Annotated in this window: 20 protein-coding genes; 12 read left to right on the forward strand and 8 right to left on the reverse strand. The window is 41.5% G+C overall.

Going from position 1 to position 18,830, the window contains the following annotated elements; genetic code table 11:
• Positions 1–6: 6 nt before the first annotated feature.
• Genes PAP_RS06275 through PAP_RS06285 form a run of 3 tightly spaced genes read left to right on the forward strand, consistent with a single transcriptional unit; the run spans position 7 to position 2,805 of the window.
• The gene (locus PAP_RS06275) at positions 7–855 is read left to right on the forward strand and encodes an ABC transporter permease (RefSeq protein WP_048165202.1); all 849 of its coding nucleotides are present in this window, start codon (positions 7–9) and stop codon (positions 853–855) included.
• A 5-nt stretch (positions 856–860) separates the two neighbouring features.
• Positions 861–1,817 (forward strand): ABC transporter ATP-binding protein, encoded by a 957-nt coding sequence (locus PAP_RS06280; protein WP_236627016.1) that lies wholly within the window; start codon positions 861–863, stop codon positions 1,815–1,817.
• On the forward strand, positions 1,810–2,805 hold the full coding sequence (locus PAP_RS06285) for an ABC transporter ATP-binding protein (protein ID WP_048165204.1): 996 nt from the start codon (positions 1,810–1,812) through the stop codon (positions 2,803–2,805). Before PAP_RS06280 ends, PAP_RS06285 begins: the two co-directional genes overlap by 8 nt.
• Before the next feature lie 3 nt (positions 2,806–2,808).
• On the opposite strand, the gene PAP_RS06290 is transcribed toward PAP_RS06285, so the two are convergent.
• Positions 2,809–3,282, reverse strand: a complete 474-nt coding sequence (locus PAP_RS06290) for a Mut7-C RNAse domain-containing protein (protein ID WP_394296779.1) — start codon at positions 3,280–3,282, stop codon at positions 2,809–2,811.
• 126 nt (positions 3,283–3,408) lie between these two features.
• On the opposite strand from PAP_RS06290, the gene PAP_RS06295 reads away from it, so the two are divergent.
• Together PAP_RS06295 and PAP_RS06300 are read left to right on the forward strand one after the other, a co-directional pair.
• A complete protein-coding gene (locus PAP_RS06295; protein ID WP_048165206.1) occupies positions 3,409–4,155 on the forward strand; it encodes an MBL fold metallo-hydrolase in 747 nt (248 codons plus the stop codon).
• 10 nt (positions 4,156–4,165) lie between these two features.
• Positions 4,166–4,738: a nitroreductase family protein gene (locus tag PAP_RS06300; protein ID WP_048165207.1), complete on the forward strand. Its 573-nt coding sequence runs from the start codon at positions 4,166–4,168 to the stop codon at positions 4,736–4,738.
• 5 nt (positions 4,739–4,743) lie between these two features.
• Here the strand turns inward: PAP_RS06300 and PAP_RS06305 are convergent, their stop codons facing one another.
• From PAP_RS06305 to albA, 6 genes are all read right to left on the reverse strand, one after another.
• The gene (locus PAP_RS06305; RefSeq protein ID WP_048165208.1) at positions 4,744–5,211 is read right to left on the reverse strand and encodes a protein-tyrosine phosphatase family protein; all 468 of its coding nucleotides are present in this window, start codon (positions 5,209–5,211) and stop codon (positions 4,744–4,746) included.
• Entirely contained in the window at positions 5,189–6,343 is a 1,155-nt protein-coding gene (locus tag PAP_RS06310; RefSeq protein WP_052649094.1) for an eCIS core domain-containing protein, read from the reverse strand. Before PAP_RS06310 ends, PAP_RS06305 begins: the two co-directional genes overlap by 23 nt.
• Before the next feature lie 170 nt (positions 6,344–6,513).
• Entirely contained in the window at positions 6,514–7,116 is a 603-nt protein-coding gene (psmB, locus tag PAP_RS06315) for an archaeal proteasome endopeptidase complex subunit beta (RefSeq protein ID WP_048165209.1), read from the reverse strand.
• Between the two features lie 111 nt (positions 7,117–7,227).
• Positions 7,228–7,770 (reverse strand): CBS domain-containing protein, encoded by a 543-nt coding sequence (locus PAP_RS06320; protein WP_048165210.1) that lies wholly within the window; start codon positions 7,768–7,770, stop codon positions 7,228–7,230.
• A gap of 62 nt (positions 7,771–7,832) precedes the next feature.
• Positions 7,833–8,501 carry an ArsR/SmtB family transcription factor gene (locus PAP_RS06325; protein WP_048165211.1) on the reverse strand — a complete coding sequence of 223 codons (669 nt, stop codon included), beginning with the start codon at positions 8,499–8,501 and terminating at the stop codon, positions 7,833–7,835.
• Positions 8,502–8,641: 140 nt separating this feature from the next.
• A complete protein-coding gene (gene albA / locus PAP_RS06330; protein ID WP_048165212.1) occupies positions 8,642–8,917 on the reverse strand; it encodes a DNA-binding protein Alba in 276 nt (91 codons plus the stop codon).
• A gap of 205 nt (positions 8,918–9,122) precedes the next feature.
• Here albA and purB point away from each other — a divergent pair, with 205 nt between their 5' ends.
• From purB to PAP_RS06365, 7 genes are all read left to right on the forward strand, one after another.
• Entirely contained in the window at positions 9,123–10,478 is a 1,356-nt protein-coding gene (gene purB, locus PAP_RS06335) for an adenylosuccinate lyase (RefSeq protein ID WP_048165213.1), read from the forward strand.
• Positions 10,479–10,737: 259 nt separating this feature from the next.
• Positions 10,738–12,039 (forward strand): sodium-dependent transporter, encoded by a 1,302-nt coding sequence (locus PAP_RS06340; protein WP_236626973.1) that lies wholly within the window; start codon positions 10,738–10,740, stop codon positions 12,037–12,039.
• Positions 12,040–13,570: 1,531 nt separating this feature from the next.
• Positions 13,571–14,599, forward strand: a complete 1,029-nt coding sequence (locus tag PAP_RS06345) for a toprim domain-containing protein (protein WP_048165215.1) — start codon at positions 13,571–13,573, stop codon at positions 14,597–14,599.
• Between the two features lie 34 nt (positions 14,600–14,633).
• On the forward strand, positions 14,634–15,497 hold the full coding sequence (locus PAP_RS06350) for a nucleotide-binding protein (protein ID WP_048165975.1): 864 nt from the start codon (positions 14,634–14,636) through the stop codon (positions 15,495–15,497).
• 4 nt (positions 15,498–15,501) lie between these two features.
• Positions 15,502–16,389, forward strand: a complete 888-nt coding sequence (locus PAP_RS06355) for a nucleotide-binding protein (protein WP_048165216.1) — start codon at positions 15,502–15,504, stop codon at positions 16,387–16,389.
• A 57-nt stretch (positions 16,390–16,446) separates the two neighbouring features.
• On the forward strand, positions 16,447–17,244 hold the full coding sequence (locus tag PAP_RS06360) for a hypothetical protein (RefSeq protein WP_048165217.1): 798 nt from the start codon (positions 16,447–16,449) through the stop codon (positions 17,242–17,244).
• A gap of 35 nt (positions 17,245–17,279) precedes the next feature.
• Positions 17,280–18,380 carry a radical SAM protein gene (locus tag PAP_RS06365; RefSeq protein ID WP_048165976.1) on the forward strand — a complete coding sequence of 367 codons (1,101 nt, stop codon included), beginning with the start codon at positions 17,280–17,282 and terminating at the stop codon, positions 18,378–18,380.
• Here PAP_RS06365 and PAP_RS06370 read toward each other — a convergent pair.
• Positions 18,369–18,716, reverse strand: a complete 348-nt coding sequence (locus PAP_RS06370) for a DUF134 domain-containing protein (protein ID WP_048165218.1) — start codon at positions 18,714–18,716, stop codon at positions 18,369–18,371. The two genes, PAP_RS06365 and PAP_RS06370, sit on opposite strands and share 12 nt — an antisense overlap.
• Positions 18,717–18,830: the final 114 nt, after the last annotated feature.

The following is an 18,830-nucleotide window of genomic DNA, read 5'->3' on the forward strand; positions in this document are numbered from 1 at the left end:
GTTAAAATGGAGCTGATACGGAAAATTTCACGCCCTCTCTTTGAGAAGAAGCCAGGGAGAGGAATGCTAATAGCTGGCCTACTCATAGTGTTCATTGTCCTTATCATGGCAATTTTTGCGCCGCTTATAGCCCCCTACGATCCAACAAAGTCGAGTGACGATTCTTTCGCCTCACCGAGTGGGAAGCACCTCATGGGTACCAACAGGCTTGGACAAGATGTATTCTCAAGGATAGTATGGGGTTCGCGGGTGGTTATCTACGTCGTCATAGTGGCTACTCTCTTATCTATGAGCATAGGGATTCCTCTTGGCTTAGTATCCGGATACTATGGTGGAAAGATAGATAGGATGTTGAGTGTGATTATGGATAGTATCTACGCCTTCCCAGCACTTATACTTGCCATAGTCATCGCCGTTGTCCTCGGTCCAAGCCCTATAAATACGGCCATAGCCATATCTTTCGTTTACGTTCCAACGTACTTTAGAATGGTGCGCGGTCAGACTTTAAGTCTCAAGGGTCAGCTCTTCGTTGAGGCTGCAAGGGCTTTAGGTACCAAAAACAAGGAGATAATGTTCAAGTACATTCTTCCAAATCTCGCTCCGACGATACTCGTTGTCTTCACATTGAGTGTCGCCGATGCTATACTAACGGAAGCCGGTCTAAGCTTTCTTGGACTCTCGGTGACTCCTCCAACGCCTGATTGGGGCTATGACCTCAGGGTTGGACAGCCATTTATACTCGACGGCTACTGGTGGCTCGTGTTCTTCCCAGGAATCATGATAATGCTCTTTGCCATGGGTTTTGCCCTAATTGGAGAAGCACTCAGTGAAAGGATATCCCTTGGAACGAGGTGATGGAAATGTTGGAAGTTAAAAATCTTGGCATACATTACTTCACGCTTAACGGTGTTGTTAGGGCTGTTGAAGGGGTTTCCTTCTCTATTGACAAGAAGGAGTGGGTTACATTCGTGGGTGAAAGCGGAAGTGGGAAGTCCACGGTGGCCCATGCGATACTTAACGTTGTTCCCTCTCCAGGGAGGATAGTATCTGGAGAGATAATCTTCGAGGGCAAGAACCTGCTGACGCTCGAAAAAGAGGCTCTCAAGGAGATACGAGGCAGGGAGATAAGTATGGTCTTTCAGGATCCAATGACAAGCCTCGATCCCCTCAGGAAGGTTGGAGATCAAATAGCGGAGGTTTTGATGGAGCATGGCGTTGGAAACGATGAAGCTTACGAAAGAGCGAGAGAGCTCCTCGAAAAAGTCAACCTCCCAGCGGACAGGATAAACTCATATCCTCACCAGCTCAGCGGCGGTCAGAGACAAAGGATAAGCATAGCAATGGCAATGGCCTTCAATCCCAAGCTCCTCATAGCAGACGAGCCAACGACAGCCCTTGACGTTATAGTGCAGGACTCGATTATGGATCTGATAGACGAGCTTAAGGCTGAGGGGACAAGCATATTCTTCGTCACCCATGACATCTCACTTGCCATCGAGAGGAGTGACAAAATAGCGGTTATGTACGCAGGTAAACTAGTCGAATTTGGGAACGTAGAGAGTATACTTGAGAATCCGCTTCATCCCTACACGAAGGCCCTTCTTGAGAGCGTACCTGACCTCTGGAGCGAGAGCAAGGAGATAAAGTCAATACCCGGCTACCCACCAGATCTTAGAAATCCTCCGGGGGGTTGTCGTTTTCATCCGAGGTGTCCGTTTGCAGATGAGAGGTGTAGGAAGATGGAGCCAGCATACATAGAGTACGAGAAAGGACACTTCGTAGCATGTCATCTCCGGGGAGGTGTGGGAAGTGAATAAAGCAATCTTAAAGGTTGAGAACCTTAAGAAATACTTTCCGGTCAAAAGGGGAATCATCGAGACCCTAAGAGGAGAGCCTCAGAAGTTCGTTAAGGCCATTGATGGGATAAGCTTTGAGGTGAGGAAAGGAGAAACGCTCGCGCTAATAGGAGAAAGCGGTTGCGGAAAAACCACGACAGGAAGGGTAGTTTTAAGGCTTATAGAACCCACTGATGGGAAGATAATCTTCGACGGCACTGACATAACGATGCTAAATGATGAGGAGCTTAGACCCTACAGGCGGAGGATGCAGATGGTCTTTCAAGACCCTTATGCGAGCTTGAGTCCAAGGATGAAGATAGGTGAAGCGATAGCACATCCTCTTCTGATTCATGGTTTGGCTAGTAAGGAAGAGGCAAAGGAGCTGGTCCTTAAGATGCTCAAGCGTGTTGGGCTCACTCCCGAAGATGAGTTTTATGATCGCTATCCCCATCACCTCAGTGGCGGACAGCGTCAGAGGGTAGTCATAGCAAGGGCGATGATACTCAAGCCCGAGTTCGTTGTGGCCGATGAGGCAGTGTCGATGATAGACGTTTCCATGAGAGCTTCGATACTTCAACTTCTCGAGAGCTTCAAAGAGGAGTACAACCTCAGCATGCTCTTTATCACACATGACATAGCTGTTGCAAAGCTCATCGCAGACAGGATAGCGGTAATGTACCTTGGGAAGATAGTTGAAATTGGCCCAACGGATGAAGTTCTCAAAAACCCCGGGCACCCGTACACCCTCGCCCTCATTCAAGCTGTGCCTTCGGTGGTGAAGAGGAAGGAGCACAGAAAGAGGATAGAAATAACGGGAGAAGTTCCAAACGCGGTCAGCCCTCCGGGGGGTTGTCGTTTTCATCCGAGGTGTCCGTTTGCAGATGAGAGGTGTAGGAAGATGGAGCCAGCATACATAGAGTACGAGAAAGGACACTTCGTAGCATGCCACCACCCAATTAGGGGGTGAACTTTACTCGTTCGCTTCTCTCAATTTCTTATCAATTTTCACAACCTCCCTCCACTGTCTCCCCGGCCAGTAGATTTGACCACACTGGGTACACACGTAGAACTCATCGTACTTTTCGTAGACTCTTTGAGGTACTTTCTCAATGATTTCTTCTTTCTCAACTTCTCTTATCAAGCCGTTGCACTTTGGGCAGCGGGCGTTTGGAGGGAAAAGCTCCTCGAACTTAAAACCTTCCTCTCTCAGCTGCTTTATCTGTTCTTCGAACGTATTTGAATGTATGAGAATAACATTCTCCGCTCTTTTGGCAAGGTCTTCATCGCGCGTTAAAACAATCCTCCCCTCACTCTCGGCAATTTTTAAAATCTCGTCATCATCTTTTACACCGTAAATGGTATCGTATCCATACAAGCGAAGCCACCTTGCGAGGCGTCCTAGCATTAGGTCAGCTATGAGCTTGGGTTTTTCCTCCATGGGCATCAAAAGTTATTAGCGCGTTCAAGATAAAGTTCTTTTGGTGGGGGGATGCATATTTTGATGCAAGTTAGAGAAAAATTTAGCAACTCTTATAAACGCTATTTCATGTTCATGAAATAAGGTGATTTAATGATAGTTTACTTCCTTGGAACAGGCGGTTCAGAGGGCATCCCTGCTCACCTTTGCACTTGCCCAACGTGCGAGGAGGCGAGAAAGTTTGGTTTTGCCCAGAGAAAACCTTCAACCCTCGCAATAATAACGAAGAACAACAAAGCCGTTCTAATAGATGTTGGGACGGATATAAGGGATCTGCTCCACGTTCCCCTCGAGGCCATACTCCTAACCCACTGGCACCACGACCACATATACGGTCTCTACAAGCTCCGCTGGACCGCTAGAAAAACTAAACTCTACGCACCGAGAGAACACGCCGACCAACTAATCATTACCGACCCAAAGAACATTGAAGTCCACTTTATCCGTGCTGGAGATGAGTTAATCCTAGACTCACTTAGAGTAACTGCTTTGAGGTTAAATCACCAAATAGAAACGCTCGGTTATTTGATTGAGGAGGATGATAAGGCAATAGCTCTCCTCTATGATACTAAGAACCTTTCTCAGAAAACATTGAAAATGCTTAAGGAGAAAAAGCTCCGCTTAGCAATTATGGACGCTACCTATGCTCCGGGTGTAAATGACCCCTACCACAACAACGTGGATGAGAGTGCCCAAATGGGAATAAAAATAGCAGAGAGGGTTCTCTTGTCGCACATCTCTCACAAGAACCTCCCATTCCTTCAGCTCGCCGAATATGTACGCCAAAAATACGATGGGAAGGTTTTGGTGGCCTATGATGGCATGATATTCTACGTTTGAGGTGGTCTCTATGATTCTTGAGCTCGCTAAGAGGAGAAAAACTGTTAGAAAGTTTAAGCACGAAAGTTTTCCACTTGAAAAGCTCTTGAAGTGTATTGAAGCTGCCAAAGAAGCCCCGTCAGGTATGAATGCTCAACCTTGGCACTTTGTAGTGGTTAAAGATATGGAACTGAAGAGGAGAATCAGAGAAACCTGTGAAGAGGGCGAGAAAGAGTTCTATGAACGGGTTAAGGGAAAACTCGGCGACTGGCTGAGCAAAAAAGGTTTTACCTGGGAGAAGCCTTTTTTAACTGAGGCTCCTTACTTGGTCTTGGTCTTCTCCAACGTTAAAGCACCATTTTCAAAAGAATCTACGTGGCTCTCAATCGGATATCTCTTATTGGCGCTCGAGGAAGAAGGCCTTGCAACGGTCACATACACGCCGCCAAATTTTAAGGCAATAGCAAAGCTCGTGAATGCGCCAAAGGACTACCGTCTCGAAGTAATACTCCCAGTGGGCTATTCAAACGATGACAAGCCCAAATATGAGAGGAAAAGGCTTGAAGAAGTTTACAGCTTAGACAAATTCGAGCTGAAAAGTTAGAAAAACTAAACTTTGGCTTTTCCTTTTCCCTGCTCCTGTAAGTATTTCTCAAACTCCTTCAAAACTTCCATCTGCTCCTCTGTTTCCACAGCGGAGGGTTTAAGCATCCTAACTTTAACCAAAGCTTCTCTAAGGCTCAGTCCTTGGGAGTACATTAGATAAGCAACCGCAACAGTGCCGCTCCTCCCACTCCCTCCAAGACAGTGGATTAATACTTTTTTGTCCTTCTTTACCATTGCATCAATCCACTTCACTATTCCACTTAGCTCGTCTAAAGTTGGAGCAGTGAAATCTTCGATTGGAGCGTAAAGGACTTCAACACCGTTTTCAAGGAGCTCACTTAGCTCGTAGTAGAGCTCATACTCATAAGTTAGAACAACAACGGCCTGGAATTCCTTCACAACTTGGGGAACATCCTCTGGATAGGGCATGGGTGAGAATGCAACCCTTTCAGTTATAAATTTCGGAATCATAATTTAACCCCCAATTAGATCTTTTTAGTGCTTGCAAACAAAACCTCACTTCCATTAATCTGCAGCTTGGTGGTAATATTGAATGTGGGATATTCCTTTTTGTTTTTTCTATTATCGCTCTCATTGCACCATAGAACTCTCTTGCATCTTTCTCGCTCTCCCAAAGGGTTTTCCAAATAACAGCTTCATGAGTGGAGTTTTTCAAGAATACTAAGGTATCCCCTTCCCAGCCTTCTGCCACGGAAGATGCCTCATCCGCGCCAAGATGAGTTCCAATAAGGAGGTAAACGTAGAACTCTCCCATAGTGTCTCTGTGTATAATCTGATATCCTTTCGCTATGGTGATGCTCACTTTTTTGGGCTTTTCGTAGATTAGGTACTTTTTTGGATGCATTATTTGTTCTGTTGAAAGAGGTGGCTTATTGTAGGCCTCATTAACGAGCTCCCAACCGCCAGTGTTGTAGAGGAACTCCACAAACTTATCGCCATATACATATGGGAAATAACCCAAGGCCATTGGAGGATCGTCTAAGGGAAGGCTTCTAATTTTGTGTATAGTAATATTGTGCTTTATGCAGTAAATATCCGCCGTCAAATCTGCGTCCCCTTCAATTAAAGCGGTTATGGCTAAGCGCCCATCGAGCGTGCTTGGGTATGATGGGTCAAAATAGTGCTTTTGGAGGATGTGTGTTAATTCATGGGCAATTACTCTGTAGGCAGTGTCTCCCGTCTCTTTAAAGTTCTCCTCAATTATATACATCTTATTTCCAGACGTTGCGGCTATCCAAGAAGCCTTAACAGCCTCTTGAGTTTTTGTGTAGTTGTAGGTTGGAGGGGCAAAGAGCGTGAGCTTATAAATCTCTTCCCACATTTTAGCCTCTTCAAGGTTAGCGGGCGAGGAACGCCACTCCTGAACGGCCCAGCTTCTGTTGACGATGATAATTTGGGGCTGTTCCTTAAATGTCAAGTTCCTTATCTCCTCGACCTCCTGAGAAACCGCCATTGTTATATTGTAAAGCTCGTGTTGGGGCATGCTCTTGGAAATATTCCGTGGATAAGTGTAATAATAAGCTGCGGATGTTAAAATCGCTATCAAAATAACAGCAACCAATAAAGCGCTGCGGGTTCTCATTTAATCTTCACCTCATCATAAAGTCTTTGAATATATCTGTGGGCTAATTCTCTAAATTAGGTGTTTAAATGGAATATATAAGTTGTCGTTTAACTCTTCAATGCTTAGTATCGCATATCTTCCAAAATCCAAATATAACTAGATTTAAAGAGAAAAGCAAAGAATAAAAATCATGCCTTAAACTCGACGAACTCCTCTTTCATGCCGTCTTTTGTGATTACTACTACTTGGATTTTTCTTTCACCTGTGTAGACATCTCTCTTTCCAGCAGTTCTTACAGCCCTAATTGCTAGCTCTCTAGCTTCTTCAATGCTCATGTCCTCTTTGTAACCATCCTCAAGGAGGGCTATTGCAAAGGGTGAGCCTGAGCCAGTTGCTGTGTAGTTGTCGAATATTAAGCCACCCAATGGATCTAAGTTTGCTAAGGTTGGCTCCTCGACGTAGCCACCTATGATAATCTGCACAAGATATGGGAAGAACTTGTTCTCATTCAGGATGTTGCTCAAAAGATTTGCCATAGCTTTGGCACTCATTGGTTTGTGCCATGTAAACTGATAGTACCTTGCCTCTGCCTCAAGAAGCCTCGCGAGCATTTGAACATCCCCAACGCTTCCTGCGGTTGTTATGGCTATTCTATCTGTTATTGGAAGGATTTTTTTGATGTTTAAAGTTTCTACCATATGATCGAGAGAAGCCTGAGTGTCAGCCGCTAAAATAACCCCATCTTTAACTTTAATTCCAACGGTTGTTGTCCCGGTTTTCTTCGTTTCCATTATCATCACCCCGTGATCATGATCAAATGAAAATTATCTCTCCAAGCTTTTAAAGTTTAGGACAAGAAGAAAACTAACCAAAAGGAAGATAAGCGAGATTCTAATAGAGACTCATTGTCCTTCTCCAATCATGTCTTTACAACTCTCGCATACCCACATTTCCCTGCCTTCGTGGATTACTCTCTCCAATGACTTGTATTGGCCACAAACTTCGCAGTATCCATAGAATTCAGGCTCTATACTTTCTTCTTCCGTTTCTTCTTCAGAGCTAAGTGTAGATAATGCTGCCAACAAGTCAACGGCCATCAAAAATCCTATTGGTCTTCCCAATTTTGTGACGACGACCCTTCTAATCCCCTTGTCAATCATCAATTGGGTTGCATCTTCAATATCCTCATCATACTCAATTGTGATTGGTTTGGGGGTCATTACCTCCTCAACCTTGACTTCCTTTGGATTTTTGCCCTGCGCGACTACTTTATCTAAGATATCCCTGTCGGTTATGATGCCGACAATTTCATCCTTTTTCACAACAATTGCACTGCCTACCTTGGCCCGTGAGAGCTTTTTAGCCACATTATCAACTGTGTCGCTTGGCTTAACAAGAATAGGTTTTCTCTTAATCACTTGTTCTACGGTAATTCCTGTTGGCATTGTTACCCCTCCTCTATTTTACAATTGCTTCTAGGAAAGCAACTCTTAAAAACGTTTCGAGTTTACAAGTTACGCTTTGAAAGGTAATAGTTTAGGATTAAAGCCACAATAACAAAGGATAAAACTGCCAAAAAAGCACCCATATTGTTTGGTTGGCCTGCTAAACGTCCACCCTCTTGGACAGACCACGAAGTAATGGTTTCGGTAGCAGTTTGTGTTGCATTGGATGTGGTCTCTACTACCATTTTGGATATCTCGGTAGTAGTTGGCATTGTTTGAGTTACTGTTAAATTCTCTTCAGCTACTGTTTGAGGAGCACCACTCTTGATAAAGAATGCATTTGAGAGCTTGTAAACTGCATAAGAGACTATGCCAGCTATGCTCAAGCTTATTACCTGTATCTTTTCAATTGTTCTCAAAACGCGCCTCTTAAACGAAGTTTTAGCAGGCATTAAAAGAATTGGTTTAGGTGATGCACGGTAGAGTTTAACCTCCTGCAGCCTCTTCCCATATCTCTTTCCAGCAATCTCTATTAAGCCAACACGGGACATCTTGTCTAAATGGTAGACAACAGTAGAGAGAGGCAAATTTAAGCGTGCTGAAATATCGGAAGCGGATAAGCTCTCCTCTTGAAGAAGCCTTAGGATAGATAGAGCTTTATCATTTATTAATATTTGAGCAAGCTCTTTTGCTTTTTCATCGTCAACGCTGATAGTCTCAAATTCAACCATGCCTACACCTGTGAGGATTAAGATCAAAGAACTATTAAAGTTTGCTTTTCACTTCAACTCAAGTTAAAGCAAAACCCACAAAACAAAAGATAAACCATTTAAAGATGATAGTGAAAAGGAAGAGAAAAGCTAAACTAAATTCATGGCTTTTCCATAACAATCTCAATTGTTGATGTGTTGGCTGTTCTGCCATCTGCTGTTGGGAGTTCCTCTGTACCGATCTTGATCTCCTTGACTCTAACCTCTGGAAGGAACCTGTTCCTGACGATCTCTGCAACGTCAACAGCTCTGCTAATGGCCCTTCCTCTGGCCTTGACGCTAACTTCCTTAGCGCCCTCGTTGAATTGTGTTATAACGGCCAATACATAGTTCATAACAGGCTTCTTTCCAATGTATACAACATGCTCCTCTGCCATCTTTTGACCCTCCGAAAGTTTTGTCATAGCTCAATGAGTGTTCTCGTATTAAATACTTTTCGGTTGTTTTAGTTAAGAGCAATTAGGCACTTTTGTGTTTCCATATGGTTCTCAAAAGAACTGCAATGCCTCTCCATAAATTGCCGTAAGAATGTTAAAACCAAACTATTTTTAAGTCTAATACTTACATTTGTGTGGTGATATCATGGCAGTTCATCCTATCGATTATCGCTACGGTAGTGAAGAAATGAGAAGAATCTGGGATGAGGAGAATAAACTTCAAAAGCTTCTCGATGTTGAAGCGGCTTTAGCTAGAGCTCACGCAAAACTGGGCAACGTTCCCGAAGAGAGTGCAAAGATAATAAGCGAAAAAGCTAACACCAAGTATGTAAAAGTTGAGCGCGTTAAGGAGATAGAAGACGAAATTCATCATGATATAATGGCTGTTGTTAAAGCGCTAACTGAGGTCTGCGGCGAACACGGAAAATACATTCACCTTGGAGCAACTTCCAACGATATAATTGACACCGCAAATGCCCTGCTCATAAAGGAATCTCTTGAAATCATACTTAAAGATTTAAGAGAGCTTCGCTCAATCCTAAAAGACCTCGCAAAAGAGCACAAATACACCGTCTGCATTGGGAGAACCCATGGACAGCATGCTGTACCCACAACTTATGGGATGAAGTTTGCTATATGGCTCGATGAGATTCAAAGGCACATAGAGAGAATCGAAGAAGCTAAGAAGAGAATCCTCGTCGGCCAGATGAGCGGTGCCGTTGGGACAATGGCGTCTTTCGGTGAAAAAGGCCTTGAAATACAGCGCTTGGTTATGGAAGACCTTGGCCTAAAGCCTGCAAGAATTAGCAACCAGCTTATTCAAAGAGATGTTTATGCGGAGTTAATGGCTATCTTAGCTCTAATAGCATCAACGCTCGATAAAATTGGCCTTGAAATAAGAAACCTTCAAAGAACAGAGATTTTAGAAATTGGCGAACCCTTTGGAAAGAAGCAGGTGGGTTCATCAACAATGCCTCACAAGAGGAATCCTATAAGAACCGAGAAGATCTGCGGCCTCGCTAGGGTTATCTACTCAAATGTAATGCCTGCTTTATTAAACAATCCCCTGTGGCACGAGCGCGATTTAACAAACTCATCTGTGGAGAGGGTTATCCTTCCTGAGAGCTTTGTCCTCTTGGATGAAATGCTCAAAAACATGAAAAAAGTCTTGAGTGGTCTAGACTTCTTCCCTGAGAATATTAAGCGCAACCTCTACATGACCAACAACCTGATTATGGCAGAGCCTCTAATGCTCAAGCTCACCGAGAGAGGTATGGGAAGGCAGGAGGCTCATGAATTAGTTAGACAATTGGCTATGAAAGCATTTCACGAGAAGAGAGACCTCATAGATGTTATCAGAGAAGATGAAGAAGTTAGGAAGTACTTAAGTGACGAAGATGTGGAAAGTCTAAAGCCTGAAAACTACATAGGCCTAGCACCTCAGATAGTGGACAATATTATAGCTTACATAGATGAGAAGGAGAGAGCAGAGAAAGCTTAGGTTTTTATATTTTTGTCGATTTTTACTCCTTTTATTATCAAAATGCCAAAAAACTTCCCAAAAAGCTTTTATAGTTAATGTCCATTTAATTGCCTTGGTGCTCTATAGTGAACAGGAGTGAGGGTTTTTGGAGAATCGCCTAAAAGAGGTTTAATTTCAAAGAAGCCGTTTAGTCTATTCTCAGGATTATTGAGCGAAGCTTTTGTGATTCTTGATCTAAAATCTGTTTTGGGGTGTTTTACACTAACAACTAGCGGAGGTGTTGTTTTTGGCTAGAGAAACCTGGGGAAGTAGGGTAGGTTTTGTGGCAGCAGCCATAGGAAGTGCAGTAGGTTTAGGAAACATTTGGATGTTCCCATGGAGGGCTGGAAAATACGGTGGAGCGGCGTTTTTAATCCCCTACTTGATCCTGCTGTTTGCAGTGGGTGTTATTGCCCTAACCGTCGAGTGGACATTAGGAAGAGGTACTAAAGGTGGGCCAATAGTAGCGTTCCAAAAAGCCGGTCTTCCAGGAGGCAAATATTTAGGTCTACTTGCCAACATTACAATATTCATGATATTTGCATTCTATTCCCTCGTTTTAGGGTGGATATTGAGGTACTTCATAGCCTCTTTAACAGGTGAGCTATTACGGATTAACCCAGGAGCATTCTTTGACGGACTAGCATTTAGCAAAGAAGCAATGATATGGCAGTTCGTAGTTATAATGTTGACAGTCGCAATAGTCGCACTAGGAGTTCAAAAAGGAATAGAAAAGGCCAACAAAATCATGATGCCCGCTTTATTTGTGCTCTTAATCATATTGGCGATAAGAAGTGTTACGCTGCCCAACTCATACGAGGGATTGAAGTTCTACCTGCTCCCAGACATCAGCAAAGCTCTAAATGCTGAAACATGGATGATTGCACTCTCTCAAATGTTCTTCTCTTTGAGTGTGCTAGGGAATACAATGGTAGTCTATGGCAGCTATTTGAAAGAGAACGATGACATACCTCTATCAGCAATTGCCACTGCATTTGGAGATACTGCGGTAGCAGTAACAGCAGGATTTTTAATCTTCCCAGCGGTTTTTGCATTTGGTCTTGAACCTGGAGCAGGTCCGGGATTAGTCTTTGTAACTCTACCAATGGTCTTTCAAAAGATGAGTGGAGGAGCGTTCTTCGGATTTTTGTTCTTCTTGCTGTTGCTCTTCGCGGGACTTTCATCAACAGTTTCAATGCTTGAAGTATACGTGGACTCAGCAATAACCAACCTAAAAATGGAGAGGAAAAAAGCGGCAATACTTTTGGGATTACTTACTTTCGCGATAGGTGCTCCAGCAGCTTTAAGCCCCTATTATTTTGAGAAGGTTCTCATAAACATCTCCACAATCTATGTGGGCCCAATTGGAGCTTTAATCGCTGCTCTAGCACTAATAAAGTTTGGAGTTGAAAGGGCATACGAAGAGATCAAGAAAGGCGCTCTAATAGAGATGCCCTCCCTTTGGAAACCGTGGATTAAGTATGTGTATCCAATAGTAATAGTGGTGATATATATTTCACAGTTTGTGCTGGGGGGATGAAAATGGATGCAGTTTACGCAGCCGCACTAGTGGTGATTTTAGCAGTTTACGGGCCATTGATATGGGCTTTGAAAAAGCTGATGAGTGAAGAATCGCCTGCTCTTTAATTTTTCTTTTTGCCTTATTTCTTGGATTAAATGGGTTTTTAGGGTTTTGTGTTATTTAATAACTTTTTGTAATTATTTGTGTTTGCAGTTAATCTCTGAGTGAGACCTGAAAATTTTACGCATTTTATGTATTATTTTTTGAATTATTCTAAATTGTCATTTTAATCATTATATTTATTATTCTTTTTATACTCAATTAATTAGTCAATATGATACCATAAATAAAGGTATAAAATGCAAAAAATATACTCTATAAAATTGTATTAACTTTACACACAAGAGTAACATTTATGATTTGAGTGAGGGTAACTGGAGATGAAAGCAGGAGAAAGTGTATGATATGGCCTGTTAAAAAGTGCCTAAGATTCTTGAAAAACTCAGAGTATGTGGCATCAATTCATGGTTACAATTAATAGTAGTATGATCTGCCAGCAGCATTACATGAAGCTAACACAATGATATTGTGATTGCAGTAAAGTTAGCTCATTTGCTATTATCATTTAGTTCGATGATCTTTATCAACAACCTCACACTAACGCACTACATGCCGCGAGAATAATGCGTGGAAGCTACAAAGACTCTCTATTGATTGAAGCATGCATTGCTTTTATATTCAAAAGCTAAACTCTAGTTTAGTTAGATGGTATATTAAATTCCTATCATTTTGGATTCTCACTTAAACTTATCCAAAAGATGGTATGAGTCGAAAGTTTAAGCTATAGTGCAAGCGACTATGACGTCTTTGCCATGAGTGAGCGGTTTTTAGGTTGCACCTTTAGCTATTGCGCTCAAAGTAGTGGGATCCTATTAACCTTAGATTGTGCATTTTTCGTTCTCTAAATGTAGACTTTGGAGTTATTGGGTCTGCATATGAGAGATGCTTAAGATGTTCCGCCTTAGGGGAGCTCGTAGTTTGGGGGTTAATTGATTTCATTGGCATCCTGTATATGCCCCCTTTAAATGTGCATATTTGTTCAAGAGTTTTGGATATAATCAACATTATATCTAAAGTTTATGCATAAACATGTCCATTATCATGAAGGAAATGCAACCATTACACTATAAAAAGCTTTGTTGGTAATGAAGTCATGGAGAGGTAGGCGGGAATTTGGTGATTTCTTGGTATGTGGTATCTTGAGGAATTTTGTCAAATTTTGTCGAGTATATCTGTGCAAACTATTATTTACAATTAACAAGAGTATTAAATCCAAATTTTTTAACATTATAATTAGTAAAATCTGCTTAAAATTTACTAAAATATCAAATCAAAAAAATAATATATAATAATATTTTTAAATCTGCAATTTTCAATCATTATTAAATAAAACGCAATTATAATATTTAATTTTTTAATATACAAACTAGTAAAAAATTGAAGTCAAAAGTGATATATATCATGAAAACAAAAATAAATAGGGGATAAAATGGATACAGGGACACATTTGACTAAAAAAACGACATGTTTGCACCTAACCTCTGTAAAAACGAGAAATATCATAGTTAACTACTCTGATACAGATGTATTGGGTATGATATATGATACATTTAGCGTCCTCCTCAACAGGCAAAGAAAAAACGGTCTAAATGCTTCCCTTAAATTTGAACTAAGCCCTGGAGAGACGCAATTTTTTATTAGAAAGAAAATTCCGGGCATTTTACACGTTAAATTAGCTGAAAAAGGTGTCAAGTTCACACTGTTGACTAAAAAGGGTAATCTTGTAATCACAGATCTTTCAAAATTAATCACATTCTTTGGAGCCATTAATCTAAAGTATGATGGCAGTTCTTTGAGAATAGAACATCGTGGAAAATCTCAGGAGTTTATTGAGGTGAGGGATATAAACCAAGTGGATTTTTCCGTAAACACATACATATTCAAGGATGACCGGTTTATCTTAGTCAAACCTCCACGCCCAGATGCCCCACCTCTCGTTACAAAGCTTCTCTACCTTTCAAAGCTTTTTAAAAGAGTATTTTTAGTAGAAGGCGAATCGGATGAGGCAATTTTAAGAGTATTCATGGAAAAGCTTGGCATTAAAGAAGACGTCGTATTTTTGTGGTTAGACGGCAAAGACAACCTTACGGAGATCCTTAAGCGAGCCCCTTTACCTCCTAATGTATTGGCTATTGTTGATAATGACTACCCCCAAGAAAGTCTCAACATACACAAATGGAAAAGAGGCGAAATTGAGGATTACCTTCTAGTGCCTGATGCTATATCCAAGCTCCTGAACAAGAAAGGGATAGATGTTGATAGGGATGAAATTGAAAAAGAGTTGCAACGATTAAGCGGGGCAAAGGGTTCGGCAGTTTTAAAGGGGATATTTAAAAAATATGGTTTGAACTATCTAAAAGTGCGTGATGGGCCGCGTTTAGCGGAATATATTTCAAAAAAAGATATTGATGAGGAGATTGTGGAAGTTATAAAATTTGCATATGCACAAAATTTTTAAACTTTTAGGTTTGCCTAATTCTGGAGGTGTTGAGATGCAGATAGCAATTAGTGGTGGAAAAGGTGGAACCGGGAAATCAACGGTTGCTACAAATCTAGCAATTGCTTTAAGAGATTACTTTGATTTGGTCTTAGCTGATTTAGATGTTGAGGCTCCAAACGATCACATTCTTTTAGGTGTTGAGCTCCAGAACGAAGAGCCGGTAAATTCATTCATGCCCCGTTTTGATTATTCTAAATGTATTAAGTGTCGTAAATGTGCTGAAGTATGTGAAGAGCACGCAATAATAACAATGAAGGATGGGACTCCTTTTTTAATGCCAACTCTCTGCTCTGGTTGTGCTGCTTGTCAAATAGTCTGCCCCGTTGATGGTGCCATCATTGAAGGGCAAAAGCTTATGGGTCACACCTATGCGAGCGAAACGCCCTACAACTTCATACTTATCACAGGTCGGCTTTTGGAAGGGGAAGAAAGGGCAATGCCTATTGTTGCCACAGCAAAGAAAAGGGCTCAAAGCTTAAACAAAGAGCTTTTGGTAGTTGATACTGCTGCAGGAACGAGCAATACAGTTTCAAAAGCACTAGAAGACTCAGAGCTTATAATCGCCGTAACAGAGCCAACTCCTCTTGGCCTGCATGACTTGAGTTTAATCCTTAAGCTTGCGAGGATAATGAATGTGGAAGCTTGGGTTGTTGTGAATAGGAGCGACCTTGGAGATGTTGAGAATATTGAGGGAGTTGCGGAAGAATACGGCGCTAAAATTGTTGCTGAAATCCCTTATAGTGAGGCTATAATTAAGAGCTACGTTAAAGGGGAGCCTATTGTATTGAGCGATTCTCCAGAGGCTGGAATATTCAAAGAACTTGCTGAAAAAGTTGCTGAGCACTTAAGGAGGTGAGAGCATGCAAGTTGTTATCGCGAGTGGAAAAGGTGGCGTTGGAAAATCAACTATTACGGCTTCGCTGATTTATTTGCTCAAGGATAAGTATAAGCTCATAGTGGTTGACGCCGACGCTGATGCTCCCAACCTTCATCTACTCTTTGGTGTTGAGAAGTGGGAGGAACAAAAAGAGTTAGTTGGAGCAAAAGTTGCGAGGATAAACCAAGAGACCTGCATTCGCTGTGGCATCTGTGCTGAAAGATGTCCTTATGACAGCATAAAGTTTGTAAATGGTAGCTATGTTGTGAATGTGCTCACTTGTGAAGGGTGTGGCGTTTGTAAGCTTGTATGTCCTGTCCAGAATACAATAACGCTTGAAGAGGTTCGCTCAGGAATTGTAAGGAAAACGATAACCAATTATGGATTTCCGCTGATTTCAGCTCAATTGGATGTGGGAAGGCCTAACTCCGGCAAGCTTGTTACGGAAGAAAAAGGGTGGGCTAAGAAGATTGTGGAAAAGCAAAATTTAGAGCACATGATAGTTGACTCTGCTGCTGGAATTGGCTGTCAAGTTATAGCGAGTGTTGGTGGAGCAGATGTTGCCATATTAATAGCGGAACCAACTCCGGCTTCACTGAGCGACTTAAAGAGAGTCTACAAAGTTGTGCAGCACTTTAGAATACCAGCGTATTTAATAATCAACAAAGCTGACATTAATCTCGGATTTAAAGGCATTCATGAGTTCGCAGAACGAGAAGGAATGCCAATTTTAGGTGAAATTCCTTATGATAGGGCTATTCCAGACTCAATGGTTCAAATGAAGCCAGTTGTTGAAGCTTTTCCAGATTCGAAGGCAAGCAAAGCTCTAAAAGAAATTGCAAAGACTGTTGAGGAAGAGATTTTAAGATGACTTTTCTATTTCTCTCGCTTACCAATTTTTAAATAACATAATCGTGATTATATAACCATGATTATGCAGAGCTCAAATAATTTAGCGAGCAGAAAAATAAGGAGCATCATACTATTTTACTTGCTCGTCTATCTAATTGTCTACGGCTCAACGTTTGTTATAAACTCCTATTTGAAAACCTCTCACGTTCTTTTATATCTCACAACAACGATTGGAACTATATTAGTAGGGATGTTTTTAGCTGCTCTTCTCATATTAAAGTTAAATAACAAAAAATTAACTCCCTCCATTTTTGGAATTAGGGGAGAGGGGATAAAAGAAAGCTTTCTGTTAGCTGCAGCCCTTTCAACGCCCATTCCGCTGCTTTGGCTCATAGGCATAAAAATTGTGGGTATTGATACATTATTAGTTGCTGCCAAACCCTCTTGGGTGAATTTCCCAATTTCGTTAGGAATTTTAATCTTTGCAGTTCTATTTTGGGTTTTAGTTGGCACCGTTGCTTTTGCTTTTTGGCAGGCTTTTCCCTATGAGCTCATGCATGGCATTTCTCCTAAATTTGCAATATTTTTAATAGCGATTTTATGGTCCGGGCTATATAATACGCCCCTACTGACTGGAAAGCTTGATCCCGCTGACATTTTCTTCTTTGGCTTCCTGTTCACTTGGGTTTATCACAAAACAAGAAACAGCATAGGGATTGTGATAGCATATCTTTTGAATGAAAATCCCTTGTGGTGGGTAATAGCGGCAATATTTGGAGCAAATATCAGAATAGCATTCATGGTTTTTCTTATTTTTAGAGCCTTGATATGTGCTATATCGCTGATATTAATATTTGAGAGACTTTACCGATAAGCATAAAGCTAAGCAACTTGTTAGTATTTTTCAAGATGGCGAAGTGTGAACTATGTGGTTATGAGTCTGAAGAAATTAGCGAATCAATTGGAGTATGTGTTAACTGCCTTAGGGGAAACCCTCAAAAAGCTTTAACAAAAGTTATGAAGTCTCATTTCAAATGGCGCGAGCTAATAAACTTACCTTCTCTTCCTCCTCAAGAGGGAGAACTTTCCTGCAAAATCTGCGTTAATGAGTGCAAAATTCCAAGAGATAGCTCTGGTTACTGTGGTATAATATGGAACAAAGGGGGAAGGCTAACAACGATAACTGGAAGCTTTAACAAGGCTTACTTGCATTGGTATCTCGATCCTCATCCAACCAACTGCGTCGCTGAGCCCGTTTGCCCGGAGAGAAAACATTATGGCTTTTACAATTTGGCCGTTTTCTTTGCAGGCTGTAACTTAGATTGCCTTTTTTGCCAGAACGTTCAGCACAAATACATGATAAAGGATGGGAAAGTAGATCTTCAGGAGGGCATTGTTTTAAGTTTTAGTGAGCTTTCAAATGTGGCGATGAGGAGTAAAGTTTCCTGCATCTGCTATTTTGGAGGAGATCCAACGCCGCACAGCATCTATGCACTTAAAGTTTCGAGAGAAGTTCAAAAGCGTTCAAAAGAAGGCAATGTAACTAAAAGGATTTGCTGGGAGACAAATGGCTTAGAGAATCCAAAGATAATGAAGGAGATGGCAAAGCTTAGCCTTGAAAGTGGGGGGATTGTTAAGATTGACTGGAAAGCTTACACATCAAGCATTTACCAAGCTTTAACAGGCATAAACGGAGAAAAAGCTCTAAGAAGAGTTAAAGAGAATGTTAAGCTGCTTATAGAGATGGGTAAGGAAAGAGAACTTCCGCTTTTAGTCGTTAGCACTTTGGTTGTTCCGCATTACATTGATGAATTTGAAGTGTATAATATAGCTAAATACATAGCTGAGCTAAATCCAGAGACGCCTTATGTTCTGCTGGCTTTTGCTCCACAGCATTTAATGCACGATGTTCCAACCACAAGCAGAAAGCAGATGGAAAGTGTTTACAAAGCCGCTTTAGATGCTGGATTGGGGAGAGTTTACATTGGAAATATCTGGCTACTCAGATAATTCCTCTCCTTTTGGAACTTCGTTTCCCTGAGCTAAAATTATCAGCTCCCTTCCTTCAACAAGCATTTGAGCAACTTTCTTCCTTGCTGAGCTTAAAGCTCTCCAAATTGTTCCTCTCGAAACGCCCATTCTTTTTCCAGCCTCTTCTTGCGTTAAGCCCTCATAATCCACCAATCTCAAAGCCTCAAACTCCTCATAGGTCATAAAAATCGGTGGTTGAGGAGGCCCAATAGGTGGACGGGCTGGATAGAAGTGCTTAATTTCCGGAATAACCCCAATGAAACGCATCTTTCTCCTTCTGCCTCTCCCTTTACCTCTTCCCATTCCCCAAGGCATTTTAACACCAAACAAGAACTCTCATTTAGGATTTATAGAGGTTTCCCTTAATATCTCGAGAAAATGGACATGCCTTAAGAAAGAAGTTCCATTAATTAAACAACTTAAGGGCAA

Source organism: Palaeococcus pacificus DY20341 (assembly GCF_000725425.1).
GTDB lineage: Archaea > Methanobacteriota_B > Thermococci > Thermococcales > Thermococcaceae > Palaeococcus > Palaeococcus pacificus.